Annotated in this window: 17 protein-coding genes and 1 pseudogene; 9 read left to right on the top strand and 9 right to left on the bottom strand. The window is 58.7% G+C overall.

The genetic code is table 11. From position 1 onward, the window contains the following. The first annotated feature begins 82 nt into the window (after window positions 1-82). On the top strand, window positions 83-673 hold the full coding sequence (locus tag ACX1NL_RS04460) for a putative glycolipid-binding domain-containing protein (RefSeq protein ID WP_194560342.1): 591 nt from the start codon (window positions 83-85) through the stop codon (window positions 671-673). A gap of 13 nt (window positions 674-686) precedes the next feature. On the opposite strand, the gene ACX1NL_RS04455 is transcribed toward ACX1NL_RS04460, so the two are convergent. Together ACX1NL_RS04455 and ACX1NL_RS04450 are read right to left on the bottom strand one after the other, a co-directional pair. Beyond that, window positions 687-947: a HigA family addiction module antitoxin gene (locus tag ACX1NL_RS04455; protein WP_239306094.1), complete on the bottom strand. Its 261-nt coding sequence runs from the start codon at window positions 945-947 to the stop codon at window positions 687-689. 34 nt (window positions 948-981) lie between these two features. After that, on the bottom strand, window positions 982-1,263 hold the full coding sequence (locus ACX1NL_RS04450; protein ID WP_005290974.1) for a type II toxin-antitoxin system RelE/ParE family toxin: 282 nt from the start codon (window positions 1,261-1,263) through the stop codon (window positions 982-984). A gap of 318 nt (window positions 1,264-1,581) precedes the next feature. On the opposite strand from ACX1NL_RS04450, the gene ACX1NL_RS04445 reads away from it, so the two are divergent. The 4 genes from ACX1NL_RS04445 to ACX1NL_RS04430 all read left to right on the top strand — a co-directional run bounded on the left by ACX1NL_RS04445 (window position 1,582) and on the right by ACX1NL_RS04430 (window position 5,842). Further along, window positions 1,582-2,820, top strand: a complete 1,239-nt coding sequence (locus tag ACX1NL_RS04445) for an IS256 family transposase (RefSeq protein WP_458898199.1) — start codon at window positions 1,582-1,584, stop codon at window positions 2,818-2,820. 206 nt (window positions 2,821-3,026) lie between these two features. Further along, complete coding sequence (locus tag ACX1NL_RS04440; protein ID WP_181888124.1) at window positions 3,027-3,377, top strand: VOC family protein; 351 nt, start codon at window positions 3,027-3,029, stop codon at window positions 3,375-3,377. 216 nt (window positions 3,378-3,593) lie between these two features. Then, on the top strand, window positions 3,594-3,953 hold the full coding sequence (gene cmtR / locus ACX1NL_RS04435; protein WP_005291009.1) for a Cd(II)/Pb(II)-sensing metalloregulatory transcriptional regulator CmtR: 360 nt from the start codon (window positions 3,594-3,596) through the stop codon (window positions 3,951-3,953). After that, window positions 3,950-5,842, top strand: a complete 1,893-nt coding sequence (locus ACX1NL_RS04430; protein ID WP_269952161.1) for a heavy metal translocating P-type ATPase — start codon at window positions 3,950-3,952, stop codon at window positions 5,840-5,842. The genes cmtR and ACX1NL_RS04430 overlap by 4 nt, the downstream gene beginning before the upstream one ends. A 538-nt stretch (window positions 5,843-6,380) precedes the next feature. Here ACX1NL_RS04430 and ACX1NL_RS04425 read toward each other — a convergent pair. Then, the gene (locus ACX1NL_RS04425) at window positions 6,381-7,355 is read right to left on the bottom strand and encodes an NAD-dependent epimerase/dehydratase family protein (RefSeq protein ID WP_005291014.1); all 975 of its coding nucleotides are present in this window, start codon (window positions 7,353-7,355) and stop codon (window positions 6,381-6,383) included. 355 nt (window positions 7,356-7,710) lie between these two features. Between ACX1NL_RS04425 and ACX1NL_RS04420 the strand changes: the two genes are divergently transcribed. The 3 genes from ACX1NL_RS04420 (at window position 7,711) to ACX1NL_RS04410 (ending at window position 10,637) form a co-directional block, all read left to right on the top strand. Continuing rightward, entirely contained in the window at window positions 7,711-8,139 is a 429-nt protein-coding gene (locus tag ACX1NL_RS04420) for a type IIL restriction-modification enzyme MmeI (RefSeq protein ID WP_458898710.1), read from the top strand. 117 nt (window positions 8,140-8,256) lie between these two features. Beyond that, window positions 8,257-9,864: an IS21 family transposase gene (istA, locus tag ACX1NL_RS04415; RefSeq protein WP_458897662.1), complete on the top strand. Its 1,608-nt coding sequence runs from the start codon at window positions 8,257-8,259 to the stop codon at window positions 9,862-9,864. Between the two features lie 14 nt (window positions 9,865-9,878). Continuing rightward, window positions 9,879-10,637 carry an ATP-binding protein gene (locus ACX1NL_RS04410; RefSeq protein ID WP_092100363.1) on the top strand — a complete coding sequence of 253 codons (759 nt, stop codon included), beginning with the start codon at window positions 9,879-9,881 and terminating at the stop codon, window positions 10,635-10,637. 282 nt (window positions 10,638-10,919) lie between these two features. Here the strand turns inward: ACX1NL_RS04410 and erm are convergent, their stop codons facing one another. Both erm and ACX1NL_RS04400 read right to left on the bottom strand, forming a co-directional pair. Continuing rightward, window positions 10,920-11,774 (bottom strand): 23S ribosomal RNA methyltransferase Erm, encoded by an 855-nt coding sequence (gene erm, locus ACX1NL_RS04405; protein ID WP_049172293.1) that lies wholly within the window; start codon window positions 11,772-11,774, stop codon window positions 10,920-10,922. A 349-nt stretch (window positions 11,775-12,123) separates the two neighbouring features. Next, entirely contained in the window at window positions 12,124-12,390 is a 267-nt protein-coding gene (locus ACX1NL_RS04400) for a recombinase family protein (protein WP_101687314.1), read from the bottom strand. Between the two features lie 113 nt (window positions 12,391-12,503). Here ACX1NL_RS04400 and ACX1NL_RS04395 point away from each other — a divergent pair. Further along, a pseudogene (locus ACX1NL_RS04395) lies at window positions 12,504-12,626 on the top strand (IS3-like element IS1206 family transposase); the annotation flags it as partial. Window positions 12,627-12,759: 133 nt separating this feature from the next. Here ACX1NL_RS04395 and ACX1NL_RS04390 read toward each other — a convergent pair. The 4 genes from ACX1NL_RS04390 to ychF all read right to left on the bottom strand — a co-directional run bounded on the left by ACX1NL_RS04390 (window position 12,760) and on the right by ychF (window position 17,004). Continuing rightward, window positions 12,760-13,368, bottom strand: a complete 609-nt coding sequence (locus ACX1NL_RS04390; RefSeq protein ID WP_349236925.1) for an ATP-binding cassette domain-containing protein — start codon at window positions 13,366-13,368, stop codon at window positions 12,760-12,762. A 112-nt stretch (window positions 13,369-13,480) separates the two neighbouring features. Further along, window positions 13,481-15,265, bottom strand: coding sequence for a hypothetical protein (locus ACX1NL_RS04385; protein ID WP_228496378.1), 1,785 nt, complete (start codon window positions 15,263-15,265; stop codon window positions 13,481-13,483). A gap of 227 nt (window positions 15,266-15,492) precedes the next feature. Beyond that, window positions 15,493-15,849, bottom strand: a complete 357-nt coding sequence (locus ACX1NL_RS04380; RefSeq protein ID WP_290172253.1) for a recombinase family protein — start codon at window positions 15,847-15,849, stop codon at window positions 15,493-15,495. Between the two features lie 66 nt (window positions 15,850-15,915). After that, window positions 15,916-17,004, bottom strand: coding sequence for a redox-regulated ATPase YchF (gene ychF, locus ACX1NL_RS04375; RefSeq protein ID WP_269952539.1), 1,089 nt, complete (start codon window positions 17,002-17,004; stop codon window positions 15,916-15,918). Between the last annotated feature and the right edge of the window lie 15 nt (window positions 17,005-17,019).

The raw sequence follows: 17,019 nt of genomic DNA, 5'->3' as shown, positions 1-17,019 counted from the left end.
TCGATACTCACCACGGTGTTACTAGATACGACCGCGTAACAGCCATCGACCACAAGCTCCCTGGGCCAGTAGGCTTCGGCGCATGGAACAGACTTACACATGGCAGCACGTAAACAACCCCTCAATCCAGAACGAGGCCCGAGTGCAGTTTCACCGAACTGGCTTGACGGCTAGCGGTACCCAGGTCGGGGAAGGGTACGAAGCCACCTGGGAACTGAGTGCTGTAGAGAACTGGGTAACCCAAAACGTGGAGGTCAACGTCGTGGGCGACGGTTGGGAGCGCCACCTTGAGCTCACACGGACCAAAGATGGCGAGTGGACATCGACTACTAAAGAATCGGGTACCCAGCCGAACGGTCTCCCATCCCCTGGCATTGTGCAACCAGCTGATCTTGAAACTGCACTGGACTGTGATCTCGGACTATGCCCATTGACAAACACGATGCCCATCCGGCGCCTCGGGTTGCTCGAAGAAGATGTCTCCAAGACTCCGCTCATCATGGCCTGGATTGATATGCCTTCCCTCCAGGTGATCGCCTCGGATCAGTACTACAGTTCAATCGACTCACACAAAGTTCGCTACGCAAGCGGAACACGAGGAGTCGATGTAGAGCTCGAAGTAGACGAAGATGGGGTTGTCGTCTACTACCCCGACATGGCTCGACGCATTTAGAGTCGCTGACCTGCTACGCCGAGGCAGCCTGGAACGGCTGAATCCGTTCGATTTCCGCCAGGATTTTGTCTTCTGCCACATCCAGGTCGTACTGGGCCTGTAACCCGAGCCAGAATTGGGGGCTCATCTCGAAAAACTTCGCTAGACGAAGGGCCGTGTCAGCCGTTACAGCGCGCTTACCGTGAACAATTTCGTTGATCCGGCGGGGCGGAACGCCGATGGAGACGGCCAGCTTGTGCTGGGTGATCTCCATTTCCTTGAGAAAGTCCTCCATAAGGATCTCACCCGGATGAACCGGAGGGAGCTTGTCAGTGGTAGTCAACGATCTCAACCTCCTCTGGCCCCGCGGCGGACCACCGAAAACAGATCCGCCACTGGTCGTTGATTCGAATGCTGAACTGACCCCGCCGGTCACCTTTCAACGCCTCGAGCCGGTTCCCCGGGGGAATCCGTAACTCATCAAGCGTCTGCGCGTACCCAAGCTGGCGAAGCTTGCGCAGCGCTACTGAGTGAATGCGGGAATCGATCGAGCGAACCCGCTCTCGATTCCACAGACGCTCAGTGTCCTTGTCAGCGAACGACTGGATCATGTCTCACCCTATCCCCCATAACGCGAAGCGTCAATAACGCACAACGTTAAGTTTGTGCTCACCCGAATGCAAATGCACACCCACTTTACGCAACCACACCGTCGCAAGCTCCGCATTACGGTGATTACCGTGAAGACAATAAACGGGAAGCCGATCAGTGAAGATCAGGTTGATGCTTGGGTCACCGAAGCCGAAAATGGGTTGCGTCCCTTAGTGTGGTGTAACGCTTGCTGATGGTGGGCCCTGCGAAATAGTGGGGCGGCCACCGTCGGTAACCTTTCGACTCAACTACCACATCTCACCAAAAGGCACATGACGATGACCGCTGCACCACATTCTATCGACCCTGCAACCTACCTGGATGATCTGCTCGCCCAAGCCTCCCCGGATCTGATGCGGCAGATGCTGCAAGGGTTTATCAACCAGATCCTCTCCGCCCAGGCCGACACCGTCTGCGGCGCCGAATACGGCGTCGCTTCTGAACAGCGGGTCAACCACCGCAACGGGTACCGCCACCGCGAGCTCGACACCCGTGTCGGCACGATCGATGTGGCAGTACCGAAGCTGCGCCACGGCGCGTTCTTCCCGGACTGGCTGTTAGAACGCCGTTCGCGTGCGGAACGCGCACTATCAACGGTGATTGCCACGTGCTACCTCAAGGGGGTCTCCACCCGCAGAATGAACGACCTCGTTGCCACGCTGGGGATTAACAACCTGTCGAAATCGCAAGTCTCACGCATGGCGGAAGAACTCGACGAGATGGTCGCCGATTTCAAAAACCGCCCACTCGATCCCGGCGGCTACGCCTACTTGTCGTGCGACGCGTTGACGATCAAAGTGCGCGAAGGCGGCCGTGTGGTCAAATGCTCCGTGCTGCTAGCTACCGGGGTCAACGCCGACGGGTATCGCGAAATGCTCGGCATGCACGTCGCCACGGCCGAGTCGAATGCCTCCTGGAAGGGCTTCTTCCAGGACCTGAAAGCCCGGGGACTGACCGGCGTCTTCCTAATCACCAGTGACGCCCACGAAGGTATTCAGCACGCGATATCTGAAGTGCTGCCCGATGCGTCGTGGCAGCGCTGCCGCACCCATTTCGCGAAGAACCTCTACGAGAAAGTCCCCAAGACCCAGTGGCCGATGGTTTCAGCAATGTTCCAGACCATCTTCCAGCAACCTGACGCTGATTCCACCTGGGCCCAAGCCCGCGAAGTGGTCGATCTATTAGAACCGAAATTCCCACAAGTTTCGGCGTATCTGGAGGAATCCCTCGATGAAGTGCTGGCGTTTACCGCAGCGCCGAAACCGGTCTGGACAAAGGTGTGGTCGAACAACCCCACCGAGCGGTTAAACAGAGAAATCCGCCGGCGCACCGACGTTGTGGGCATCTTCCCGAATCGGGAATCGATCATCCGGCTTGTCGGGGCGGTTCTTGCCGAGCAGCACGACGATTGGATCCAGCAAAAACGCTACATGTCACTATCCGCACTCGAACAAACCAAACACCTCATGCACCGCACAGGAGACGACCATGGTGACCACCACCAGCTAACCGCCTAACCAAACACCGAACTTCATACCGAGCCGAAAGCACCAACGGCTACACCACTACACGGGACTTGACCCGAAAATGGCTACGAGATCGAGTTCTTACGCTCTCGCGGGAGTGACCCTCGCGATTCAAAACGCTCCACTACGCCGGAAGGCTGAGTCCCCGCCTGGAGACCAGGCTGCACTTTCTAAGCCCCGCCCCCATAATGATGCTCATGAGCGACCCGAACCTCACTATCCGGCAAATTACCTTCGACTGTCACGATCCGTCTAGGCTCGCCGAGTTCTGGTCAGCCGCAGCCGGCTGCGAAATCGCCGCGGATTACGGCGATTTCGTGATGGTTGATTCGACTCCAGCGCTAGGGTTTCAGCGCGTCGAGGATCCCACGCCTGGCAAGAACCGCATGCATATCGACGTTGGCGGGGCGGAACGCGAAACCTTAGTGGAGCGCCTCACAGACTTGGGCGCTACCGAACTCACCACCCACGAGGCGCCAGGACTCGTATGGACCGTGATGCAGGATCCGGAAGGCAACGAGTTCTGCGTGGGCAGCCCCGAGGCCTAGTTACACATTGAACTTGAACTCCACGGTATGTAGTTGCAAAGTAACTTTCTCGAGAACCTCGCCACCCACGTCGCTCCCGCGTTGGGTGGCAGCCGAACCACAAAGGATCAGTCATCTGCTATCCCATCGACTAATTCTTGCAGGTCGCAGGACCTTCGCGTAACTGTCAGTTCAGCACACTTTGAATAGTTCAGCACACGATGTATTGTTCAGCACATGCTGACTATTGCTTCACGCCTCGACGTCATGAACCGGCTCGGCCGGGCCATGGCGGATCCGACGCGTTCCAGAATCCTGATGACACTACTCGACGGCCCGAGCTACCCGGCCGTACTTTCGCGCGACCTGGGCCTGACCCGCTCAAACGTCTCGAACCACCTGACCTGCCTGCGTGACTGCGGCATCGTCGTTGCCGAGCCGGAGGGCCGCAAGACACGCTACGAAATCGCCGATCCGCACCTCGCGGCAGCGCTCAACGCGCTGGTGAACGCGACGTTGGCTGTCGACGAAAACGCCCCGTGCATCGACCCTGAGTGCTCGGTGCCCGGCTGCGGCGAGAAGGGAGAGGACGCATGAGCTCGGCGTGTGGATGCGAACACGAACCCGCCACGGAGATCGAAGAACTCGATCGGCCATGGTGGAAGGACCCCGAGTTGCTACTGCCGATCTTCTCCGGCGTAGCCCTCTGCATAGGCCTGGCGCTGGGCTGGTCCGGGCTAGAGACACCCGCGACAGTACTGTTCTGGGGCGGCCTGCTGCTAGGGGCGTATACGTTCGCGCCCGACGCGATCCGAAACCTTGTCACGAAGCGCAAGCTCGGCATTGGTTTGCTGATGACCATCAGCGCGGTCGGCGCGGTAATCCTCGGTTACGTCGGAGAGGCCGCGGCGCTAGCGTTCCTGTACTCGATCGCCGAGGCGCTGGAAGACAAGGCGATGGACCGGGCGCAGGGCGGACTGCGGGCACTGTTGAAGTTGGTACCGCAGACCGCGACGGTGCTGCGCGACGGCACGTCGGTCGAGGTCGCAGCGAAGGACCTCGCGGCTGGCGAGCTTATGCTCGTGCGCCCCGGAGAGCGGATCGCCACGGACGGCATCATTCGGTCTGGGCGCTCCAGCCTTGACACCTCAGCGATCACCGGAGAATCCATTCCGGAGGAGGTTGCGCCCGGCGACGAGGTGCCCGCGGGAGCGATCAACTCCGCCGGTGTGCTGGAAGTCGAGACGACCGCAGCTGGAACGGACAACTCGCTGACCACACTCGTGGACCTGGTCGAGCAGGCGCAGGCGGAAAAGGGCGACCGCGCCCGGATCGCCGACCGGATTGCCCAACCCCTAGTGCCCGGGGTGATGATCCTGGCGGTGCTAGTCGGCGTGATCGGCTCGCTGCTGGGCGACCCCGAGACGTGGATCACCCGTGCGTTGGTGGTTCTGGTCGCAGCGTCGCCGTGCGCGCTGGCAATCTCCGTGCCGCTGACGGTCGTGGCCGCGATCGGCGCGGCCAGCCAGTTCGGCGTGGTCATCAAGTCTGGCGCGGCGTTCGAGCGGCTCGGCGGCATCCGTCACCTGGCGGTGGACAAGACCGGAACCCTCACCCGCAACCAGCCCGAGGTTACCGGCGTGGTCCCGGCAGACAGGTTTGATCGGGCGCAGGTGCTTACTTTCGCGGCGGCAGTTGAGCAGCAATCGACGCACCCCCTCGCCGCGGCGATCGCGGCAGCGGGGCCCGAAGCGCCCGCCGCCCAGGACATCAGCGAGGAAGCCGGGCACGGCATCAGCGGCACCGTCGAAGGCCGACGGGTGCTGGTGGGCAGCCCCCGGTGGATCGACGCCGGGCCACTGAAGGCAGACGTTGAGCGCATGGAGTCCGAAGGCCAGACCTGCGTCCTAGTCACCGTCGATGACGCTCTCGCCGGAGCGATCGGTGTCCGCGACGAGCTGCGACCCGAGGTGCCCGAAGCCGTGCAGACCCTGCGCGCCAACGATGTGGAAGTGAGCATGCTCACCGGCGACAACACTCGCACCGCCCGGGCGCTGGCTGAAATCGCCGGAATCGACGACGTGCGCGCCGAGCTGCGCCCTGAGGACAAGGCAAGCATCGTCGCCGAATTTTCCTCCAAGACGCCGACGGCGATGATCGGCGACGGCATCAACGACGCGCCGGCACTGGCGGGCGCGACGGTGGGCATAGCGATGGGAGCAACCGGCTCTGACGCCGCGATCGAGTCCGCTGACGTCGCCTTCACCGGCCACGACCTCCGGCTGATCCCGCAGGCGCTGCAGCACGCCCGCCGAGGCAGCAGGATCATCAACCAGAACATCGTGCTGTCTCTGGCCATCATCATCGTGTTGATGCCACTGGCGATCAGCGGTGTGCTGGGCCTGGCCGCCGTCGTGTTGGTTCACGAAGTCGCTGAAGTCATCGTGATCTTGAACGGCCTGCGGGCTGCACGAGCGAAACGCTGAGGCTGTGACCGGCAAGTCTTATAAGAGTTAAACCACGCGCCGAGCGCACACACGTTGGACCAGGCGAGTCATTCGAGTTCACCACCTGGTCCTTCTCGATGCGTGCAGGCACGGGAACTGTGGGTGAACCTAATAGTTCAACGGCCCGATACCGCTTGCAGATTCTACACACGAGGTAGCGGAATGGACCGAGGCCGAACGAAAACCGGAGTTAGAGACAGCGCTCTTCAACCTCCCCCCCCAATAACGCGAAACGTCATTAACGCTCCGCGTTACACATTAAATTTGAATTCAACGGAGTGGCGAAAGAAGGCTACCTCACTCAGTTGTAAGCGATTCGAGAAACCTGAAAAGTGTGCCGCAAGGCGTTTTCTGCTCGGAAAGGCAACCTCCGCAGGCTAGATCGCTCCCCGTCACGAAGAGCTGGCACCGCCGAAGTTGCCCTCACGCCAGATTCGGACTCATTCTCACAGTCAGTCGCGGAACGAAAACCAACTGAGCACGGTCCTGGCTGCAGCTAGAACTGTTGGTGCCGAAACTAAATACCATCTTCTAACCGCTGGCGAAGCACGACTTCTTCTTCATCGCTGAGCCCGGCAAGTCTTTCACCGTGTTGTTCCTCTTCGAATCGCAGCGCATCCGCCAATGTTTCTTTCAACGGGCGAATCCGCAGGCCCGCTTCGTAGGCTGCGGTGCAATCGAGTAGCGCGATGTTGCGAAACTGTTCACCTGGTACCCACAACGGCAACGATTTTGGGCCCATCCACGGGGTTACATCATTAGCGAGAAGCAGTTCATCAGAGCAAGGTCGCTCCGTAGACTCCGATGCGGTTAACTCCCGCGAAATCTTGAACACATCGGACAAGGAAGTAGCAAACCCCGTAGCATTAAAGGTTCCGAAAGTCCCGACTTCTGCGGACTCAACTATCCAGCCTGCAAGGTCTTTCACATCGATCATAGCGACGGGAAACGCCGGGTCTGGGACGATCACGTTCTCACCCGTGGGATGCGCGAAGCGCCACGGATAGTAACCACTGCGCCCTGTTTCGTCGCCGTAGCCGGCGATCAGACCGGGTCGAACTACCATTACCGACCGATTTGTGCTTCGATAAGTCGTTTCGCAAGCAGACTTTGCGGCTGGGTACTGCCCCATGTTCTCCATGTAGTCAATTTCAAGCGGAGCGACTACAGAATCAGACTCGGAAGAAATACTTCCCTGATCCTCATATACGCTGCTCGAAGACACAAATATACGATGCTTGGCCTGGAGTTTCGCCGCCGCATCCCGCGCATGCTTCGGCTGACTCGTCAGATCCACAATGGTGTCCCAAGTTTTCCCCGCAACCTCATCGTACGCACCGTCACGGTCACGGTCTGAACTCACAAATTCGGTTCCGTTGGGAACCTTCCCGTTACCCCGCGCGAGGCAAGTAACTTGATGTCCTCGCTCGACTGCTGCAAACGCAATGTGCCCTCCAAGGAAACCGGTACCACCGAGCAACAAAAAGTTCATATCCCTAGTTGTACACGAAACCTTCTCACACGTGACCAGTCCTAATCCCAGCGCATCCAAGCTGGAATAAGATGTCAGAGCAGGATTACCCCACCATCTGCCAGAGCTTCTTATTCGGCTAACCTACACATTGAACTTAAATTCCACGGAGTGTCGTCGATAAATAACCATTTGATGCGCGCGTGCGGAATTAACAACGAAATACCGCTAAAACAGACAACATATGGGGTGCACAGAAACACATATAAGTTCTGCGGAAAACCTATAGGGTGCGTCGCTAAAAACCGCTGTGCGCGAAAAACATAAAGGGTTTACGGACACGGTCCCAGACCCCTCAATACTCTGAGCCGGAAGAATGGAAAGTGGAAGGTTGATGTATCCCCACTATTTATTTTTTCCGTTTTCGGAGTACATCGGGAGCTACAACTGCGGACCAGCTCTGTGTGAACTAGATGAGAAGGCGCAGCAGCGAATCATCGACGCTGGACAGTTGGTGCTGCGGGCACGCGAGCGGCACCCCCAGCGGTCACTCGCGGAGCACTACAACCCGTTATCGATGGACCCAATTCTGCTCAAGGCTCACAACAACTTGGACCGGGAAGTCGATAAGGCTTTCGATGTGGCACGCAAACTCACCAACGAGCGCCAGCGCCAGGAGCTACTGTTCGCCAGCTACGGGGAGTTGGCGAGGGGCTATGTCTCCTCGCTTTCATCAAAATCGAAACCACCAGCAGGGTCGTTCCCCGTGTCGATTCGGGGTAGTTGGTACCGCGAGTCCGCGTAGTTGGTACCGGTGTTCCACGTACCCGGTACTGCAAGGGGTTTTCTTTCATAGTTGATGTTGGCGACACCACAATCCGGTGGTGTCGCGTCAACATCTACTTGGAAGGAGCCGGTCCTTGTGGCTAACTTCAAACAGATCATCGCGATGTGCCTTGACGGTGCAAGCTACGCGCAGATCACACACGCATTGGGATGTTCACGACGAGAAGTATCCCGCGCAAAGAAAGTCATCGCTGATGAGGCACTAACGCCAGAGCGTTTCCGCCAACTCCCACCGGGATGGTTCGATGATCGATTCAGCGACGGCCGGAGTAAGCGGACGATGTCCTACGACCAGCCTGATTTTCAAGCCCTTGCACGCAAGCTCCAAAGCAAAAAGCACGTGACCAGGCACAAGCTGTGGATGGACTACTTGTCGCAGCCGTGTCCGACGGACAAGACAAAGTACCAGTACTCCCAGTTTTGCAGTGGGCTCAATGAATTTCTCCGTGCTCATGATCTTGTCGAAGTCGTCACCCATGAGCCGGGGCAAGAGCTTTACGTCGACTGGGCTGGCGACAAAGTGCCGGTGGTGGATCAGGCCAGTGGTGATACCGCATTCAAGGCGTCGCTGTTTGTCGCGGTATGCCCGTACTCAGGGCTGATGTACGTCACTGCTGCTGCGAATGAGAAGATGCCGGCTTGGATTGCATGCCACGTCAAAGCGTTGAACTATCTTGGCAAATTACCGGCGGTCATCGTGCCGGATAATGCCTCTACGGCGACCTACCGGCCGAGGAAGCATTCAGGCTACCGGATGGTCACTGACCGCTACGCAGCGTTTGCCGACTACTACGGGGTCACGATTGTGCCGACAAGACCTGGCAGGCCACGCGACAAAGCGGCAGTAGAACGTGCTGTGAAAATCGCCTACACCAAAATACTCGGGTATTTCAGCGACGAGGTCTTCTACAATCTCGATGAACTCAATGAGGCAATCGCTGACCGGCTTGCCGATATCAACAGCGCAATGACACGGGCTGATGGCACAACACGGCGCATGCGCTTTGAGCAAGAAGAAGCACCAGTGATGCGCGATCTGCCGCCGACACCGTTTACGGAAGTGTCATACAAGCGGCTCAAAGTCGACCGTAATTGGCACATCACCTGTGACTACCAGTACTATTCTGTGCCATTTCAGCTGGTAGGAGAGGCAGTGACGGTCAGGCTCACCCCGCAACTGGTGAGCATCTTCAACGGTGATCAACTAGTTGCTGAACACACACGCCTTCACGGATTCAAATACCGGTACTCCACTGATCCCAACCATGGGCCAAGCAGCGATGACGAAGGCCACAAGGCGCTCACCCGCGACGAACTCTTGGCTTGGGCCTCGTCGTTCGGTTCTGCAACGCACACAGTCATAGCGATGATCCTCGATCGTAATAGTGCCGCCGTCCCCCGCGGACTTCTTCAAGCTCGCAACGTGCTGGCCAACCTGGGCAAAAAGCACAGCAAAGCCACCCTCGAGCCGGCGTGCCAGCAGGTCTTAGAAAAGAAGCTGGCTCCAACTATGGCTGTGATCAAGCGCATCCAGACTGACATTGCGCACGCTCAGCAGCCCCCTGCTGCACCAGGGCGAAAGACACAGCCCGCGACGAAGAACCAACAACGCCCAAGCGCCCCGCTTACCAGCGACGCAGCTGACGCCGTCTTCATCCGTCCTGCTGACCACTACGAAAACTAGAAGGAGCGTGAACCATGAGCAACATCAATGACGAAACAGTACGGGCAAAAATGCGAAAGCTTCGCGTATCGACCTTCGCTGATGTCTTCTACGAGATTGTCAACGACGAGGCCTACGCGGATGCGCTACCAGAGGACATCTTCCTCGCAGCAGTCGAAGAGGCCTACACACAGCGGCAACAACGCAACATCGCCAAAGCCATCACCCAGGCACAATTCCGATACCCGGACGCGAGCCTTGCTGAAGTCACCCGAGCAGAACAACGCGGCATCAACATGCGCCAACTGAAACGAATCGCGGCGACCAACTGGCGGGAAAACCCGACCAACATTCACATCCTCGCACCGACCGGAACAGGGAAAACATACATAGTCTGCGCCATCGGCGTCGCCGCATGCCAAGCCGGATACTCCGTGGCCTACTACCGGCTAGACCAACTCGTAGACATGTTGGCGGTCTTCTCACCGACTGACCAAAACTACCTCGATAAGATGCGGAAACTGATCAATGTCGATGTCCTTATCATCGACGATTTTATGACCATGAGCATCAACCAGCGCGGGCAAGAAGACCTGAGCAAGATCATATTCGACCGCGACGGTCGGCTCCCAACACTGATCTCCTCCCAATCGGCCGCCGCCTATTGGGTCGAAGCCCTCCCCGACAGAGTCGGAGCCGATTCACTCGTTAGCCGCCTCAACAACGGCCACCGAATCCGCATCGGAGACTTCGACATGCGCAAGGCCACCGCCCCAATAGAACCGGACGAATAAGACAAACAGCCGGGCCAACTCCGTCGGCCCGGCCCCGGTACCAACTACCCGGAACACAGCAGTACCGGGTCTCCGGAACACCGGTACCAAAAACCCGCATCTGACACCCCGTGCGGGTGATTTTGATCGGTCCCGCTGCTGGGTGTAGAACCCTGTCGCTGGCAACGCCGGGAACTATGACTGTGCCCGACGAGAACACGTCACTGCCATAACGCGGCTCACGGTAGACGAACATGGGTCGTTCACTACTACTGGTGGATTTCGGTTTTGGTGGTGGGGGGATTACCGCCGCCGGCCTCGATTTTTCCGTTGAGGAGGGCGTTGACTACTTCCCGATTGTGAAATGGGCCGATGGCGCGGTGAAGAGGAACCAGTCACCTGGAAGAGATCGATCCAGTCGCTGGTGTGCAATCTGGGAGGTAGGGTTGCGGGGTCGATTCCTCGCGAGCGCAACCATGATTGTGTCTCTGAACGTGATGAAAACAACCCTGCCCTTCGGAGAATTTCCCCTATCCCGCGTCCCCGGGCGGTGAAAACGGTGTGCACCATCGCCTGAAAGGCTTTGCGTTGCTCTATCGGGATCTTCGGGTCACCCACCCGGCGGATCACTAAGATCCCCCCGTCAACGTTTGGCTGTGGCCGGAAAGCAAACCTTGGTACCCGGGAACCAAGGTGAAACGTGAACCATGGGGACCACTGAGCTGTCATCATCGTGCTTGCACCTACCCCGGCCCGGCGGCGAGCGACTTCCCACTGCATGAGGAGTACAGCGTCAGTCCATGCCGGCGCATGCAACAGCTTTCGAAGAATGGCAGTGGTGAGGTGAAAGGGAATGTTTCCCACAATGACGCAGGGAGTGGCGGGTAACGGGAAGTTGAGGAAATCATCATGGACCACTTCGACCGACGCCGAGGCGGTCTTTTTTGTGAGTTTGGCAGCTAGTTTTGCGTCTACCTCAACTGCCGTTATTGCCCTCCCCAAGTGGGATATCGGGTGAGTGAGGGCACCGCTTCCTGGCCCGATCTCAATGATGGGGCCGGAGGTTTGTTTTACAAGATCGACGATGGAGTTGATGATCTTGTGGTCTGTGAGAAAATTTTGGCCATGTTCGTGACGGCCGTATCCGTATGTAGACATCAGGTGTGCTCCGTGGAGTTGAAACGGAGCCGGGCATGGCAAATGGCCGCCCGGCTAAAGGACCGGAGCGGTTTCTAACCTGCGGGAGGGAGAAAACCGCCTTAGCGGCTGGTGAGCGGCCGCATGAAAACGGAACCTGAAATCAACATGGGCCTATCGTATCCAATTAATTTCGCAGGGTCCAATACGGTGAGAAAGAAGACAACCGCACCGCAACAGTGCAAGACCTCTCTGGATTGGAATTTGTCCTACCTTCGGCTCGTCGTACAGACGCCACTGGCGTATTTTGTCTCTGGGCAACGAGGGGGAGTTACCCCCACCTCCGGATGTTTTTAAGGTGCACCCCTTATTACGCTGTGGTGCGGGAGTAGTTTTGTCCGACTGATCGGACTACCCACCGACGTGGGGCGGGTAGTTCGAGGTCCCAGCAGATGATCGCGTCGATTTCGCCGCGTTCAAAGGATGCCACCATGGCGTCGTAGTCGGGGCGAGCCACATTCTTCTTTGACGCGGAAATGGACTGATCGACGTAGTTATGCCCTATGTCCAACGTCCAAGCCACGCTGCTTTGCAATGGCTTCACAGTCCTGACGCTGCCGGTCGATGGTGAGGCCATCCACGTCAGCGTCTCGCGAGATACGAAGGTAAATAGGAGCGCGTGTTGCCAAACGCTTTTAATAAGGCCCTTAGCTAACATTGAACTTAAAACTCGACCACTTCGACATCAGTCGCCAAGAAGTCTTCCGGTGGTGCATGCGCTACAACACCCGCAGACGGCACTCCTGGTGCAACTTTCTAGCCCCCAATGACTTCGAAGCACTCACATCAGCTACGCTGACCCAAGCAGCATAGCTAACCCCCGACGTGTCTACTTTCCGGGGGTCAGGCCCGTGCTCGACAACCCCAGCGGACTCAACGCCCACGCCAGCGTCGCGGACCATGCGGCCGGGTACCGGAAGGTGGCCAAGGCCGCGGGCATCGCGATTTAATCCCGCGCAGAGCCGGAGACTGTGACCTGGCGATCATTGATGCGCAAGGTGCTGTCAGCGGCAGCAATAACTGCGGCATCGTGCGTGGCGGCCAGAACGAGTGCGCCCCCGTCCGCAGCTCGCCGCAGGAGCGCGATAACTTGGTCGCGGTTAGTGGGGTCGAGGGAGGCGGTCGGCTCGTCAGCGAACACATAAGCCGCGCCGCGGAGCAGGGCTCGGGCGATCGCCAGCCGCTGCTGCTCGCCTCCGCTGAGAATAGCTGCCGGCCCGTCGAAGGGGACATCAAGACCGACTTCGCCGAGGGAGTGCAGCAATTCTTCTTTGGAGTATTGCTTCCTGGATAGTCCGAGGGTGAGGTTATCTTCGCAGCTTAGTTCGGGAATGATTCCGTGGTCTTGGTGGATTATCGCTGCGCGTTCTCGCCAGAATCTCCGCCTCCGCTTCATCCTCCACGCGGAGGCATTCTCACCGTCTATCCGGAGGAGGCCGTCCGCCGGCGGCAGGAGCCCGGCCAAGGTGTTGAGCAGCAAAGTCTTTCCGGAACCGCTGGCTCCACAGATGGCGACAAAGCCTGGCCCGGGTAGGGAAAACGTTGCATTTTCCACGAGGGACTTCTTCACCATCCGCGTGCTGCGCCCCACAGAAAAAGTCGACTCCGCGGCGAGACAGAGATGAGAGGTGGAAATCTCCGGCGGCAGAGTGGGGGACTGATTGGGGCTAGCCAATGACATTGTGACTCCTAGGGGAGGCGGACATGTGCTGAGAAATACTGAGACGGGCAAAACCGAGGTAGACGATTAAGACAAGGCAGCTTAGCGCGGTGAAGGTGTAGAGGAACGGGTTGGGAAGCAGTAGCGGAGCCAGGACGGACAATATGACGACAACTGTCAGGCTGACCAGTTGGCTTTTGAATAGTCGCCACATCGTTTTGTCCGGTGATTGCCCAGCGCTGTGGAGGAGTACCAGGAGGCGACGGTGAACTCGGAGCTGGATGCGCGCCTGGACTATCAAGGCCGCAAGCGTGGCGAGCAAAGCTCCGAGGACGCTCAGGATATTCAGCCAGAACAGCGCCGTGCTGGCTACTAGTTCGGCCAGACCGCGATCGGCCGCGCGTACCGGGTACACGTAGCCTTCGAGGCCGGCAGCGGTAAGTTCTGGACCCAGTTCCGAGAAATCCGCGAAGAGCAAATTTTCACTCGAAGCTGTGGAGCTTAGGAAGTCTGCGTCGAAGCCGGATAGATCGTCCGTTTCAAGCACGTAAAAACAATCGCCGGGAACCAGTTCCCCCGACATTGTTCCACTAATGAATCCGACCGCATGATCGGCACTGACCGGACCAATTTGCGCAGACTTAAGGAGCAGGTCGCCGGATTCCTGAGCCCACAGATCCACGGAAGCTGCGAAATGCTCTTGGGCTGCGGAATAGTCGACCGAGTGGTTGTCGTCTCCGGGACGGAACTGATAATCCTGCAGATCGTGCCATTGGCGGTTAGCAAGTGCCACGGGGCAGGAGTCCGGCACACCGGTACCTTCTTTCGGCAAAGTATGGCTGAGGACAGCCCCGTGCTCCCGTTCCCAGCTGAGCGCGAAGTCGCGGAAGTTCTGCTGCACACTGGGCGGCAAGAGCTCGCCTCCTTCCGCGCGGCCAGCAGGGCCGTCGAAGTTGGCTGAAAAATGCAAGGCTCCAAACTCCGCGAGAGATTTCCAGGTCTGCTGGGCCTCGGATTCCTGCTGGTAGGAGCGGAGCGCAGCCGCTGAGCTAAGACCCGCTGCTACAAAGGTCACGCAGGTAAAGACCGAAATTACTTTCAGCGCTTTTCCCGCCGCCTTCTCTGCGGGGGCACGCTGCCCCAGCAGCGCTACTGCGCGGCGCAACAATGGGGCGGTGACGGCTACGGCCAAACCGGTGGTGGCCAGGGCCAAGCCTATCCCGGCGGCGTAGAACCTGAGGAACAGGAAGGCAAAAGAATAGCTTCCTTGGCGGGCGAGGAATGTACTCGCAAGGCCAATGAGAACTAGGTGTGGGAGGATGACAAAGGCCCATTGCCGCCAATTGCCTTTTTGACTGCGGTGCCCGCCATTTATTGTGCGCAGCGCTGCCAATCTAAGACCGGAAACCCGAAGAACAAATACCAGGGCAAAAAGGGAAACGACAAATAGAAACAGGATCGCCACCAACGCGGGCAGGCGGAATACGACCGATTGGATGAGGTGAAGGAACTGCGTCTTTTCGCTTAGCCTGAGCCCGTCATTCCTGGCCGATTCGTAGAAGTGGTTCGCATTGCCACCCGTTGCTTTGGGAACCAAGACGTAGTCACCGTGGTAATCCAGCGACCCAAGCTCACTGGACGCTTGGCTCAAGGCATCCGGCCGGTTGAGCCGGGGAATGCGTTCCGGTGCTGGATAATTTTGCTCCAGCGGGATGAAAACCTCGTGGGAAGTCCCGCTTGCGTCATCGGTGCCAGTCAGCCGGTAGATGGAGTAGCCGTTCTGCTCGGCCAATGAAACCAGTGAGTTACGGATTACCGTCGGTGCGTAGTCTGACTCAAGTTCCTCCGCGAGTGAAGTCTTAGGCTCGACGTAGTCAAGACTAAAGGTTGATTCGACCCCTAAGGACAAGGGCTTGGTGGAGTCAACCAGGGCTGTCAGCAGCCACCCAGTAGTCGCGATGACTGCAGCAAGAAGTAGGCTCAAAAGCCCAAGTACTAGGGGTCGAATGCGCATGAGTTCTAGCAGAAGTTGTAGTAGTAGCTGTCCTTAGTGCCCGGCAAATTCGTTGCCGAAAGCTCGGCGATCGACTTCTGGCCGCCGCGGGTGTTGATGCTTCGTTGCGTTCTGCCGTTGACGGTCACAGTCGAAGTATGGCACCGATTCACGGTGAAATAAGAACGCGCCTTAGCGTTCCAGAATCCGTCGATCTCGCCGCGCTCAAAGGACGCCACCATCGCGTCGTAGTCGGGACGGTCCACGTCCTTCTTTGATGCAGAGATCGATTGATCGACGTAGGTATGCACGACGTCCCAGCCGCGTTGCTCGGCGAGGGCTTCGCAGTCCTGACGCTGCCGGTCGATGGCGAGGCCGTCCATGGCAGCATCTAACGAGATACGGAGGTAAATAGCAGCGCGTGTAGTCATACGCTATTCATAGCGTATTTAGGTTACATTGAAACGAAACTCCACGACGTCACCGTCGACCATGACGTAATCCTTGCCTTCCTGGCGGACCTTGCCGGCGGCGCGGGCGTCGGCCATCGAGCCTGCCGCGTCCAGGTCGTCGAAGCCGACGATCTCGGCCTTGATGAAGCCCTTTTCAAAGTCGGAGTGGATCACGCCGGCGGCCTTCGGGGCGGTGTCGCCCTTGCGGATCGTCCAGGCGCGGGCCTCCTTCGGGCCGGCGGTGAGGTAGGTCTGCAGGCCGAGGGTGTCGAAGCCGGCCTTGGCCAGGGTTTGCAGGCCCGGTTCGTCCTGGCCGACGGCGGCGAGGAGCTCGGCGGCGTCTTCGTCGTCAAGCTCCAAAAGCTCCGTCTCGGTCTGCGCGTCCAGGAAGACGGCCTCGGCGGGGGCGACCAGGTCGCGCAGCTCCTGCTTGCGCGCGTCGTCGGTGAGCACGTCCTCGTCGGAGTTGAACACGTAGAGGAACGGCTTCGCGGTCATCAGGTGCAGGTGGTGCAGCAGCGCCAGGTCCACTTCCCCACCCTTGGAGGCGGCGAAGAGGGTGCGGCCGTCCTCGAGCACGGCCTGCGCCTTCTTGGCTTCCTCGGCCTGGGCGGCGACGTCCTTGTCCTTGCGGCCGTCCTTCTCCAGGCGCGGCAGGGCTTTTTCAATGGTCTGCAGGTCGGCGAGGATCAGCTCGGTGTTGATGACCTCGATGTCCGAAGACGGGTCGACCTTGCCGTCGACGTGGATGACGTTGTCGTCGGAAAACGCGCGCACCACCTGGCAGATCGCATCCGCCTCGCGGATGTTGGCCAGAAACGCGTTGCCCATGCCTTCACCCTCGGAGGCGCCCTTGACAATGCCGGCGATGTCCACGAAGGACACCGTCGCGGGCAGCACGCGCTCCGAGTCGAAGATTTCCGCCAGGCGGTCCAGGCGCGGATCCGGCAGCTCCACCAGGCCGACGTTGGGTTCGATGGTGGCGAACGGGTAGTTCGCGGCAAGTACCTCGTTGCGCGTCAGGGCGTTAAACAGGGTGGACTTGCCAACGTTGGGCAGACCGACAATTCCAAGAGTAAGGCTCACGTCGCAATATCCTAG

The organism is Corynebacterium sp. CQ3829_602738 (assembly GCF_054478435.1).
This window is presented reverse-complemented; position numbering and strand designations above follow the sequence as displayed.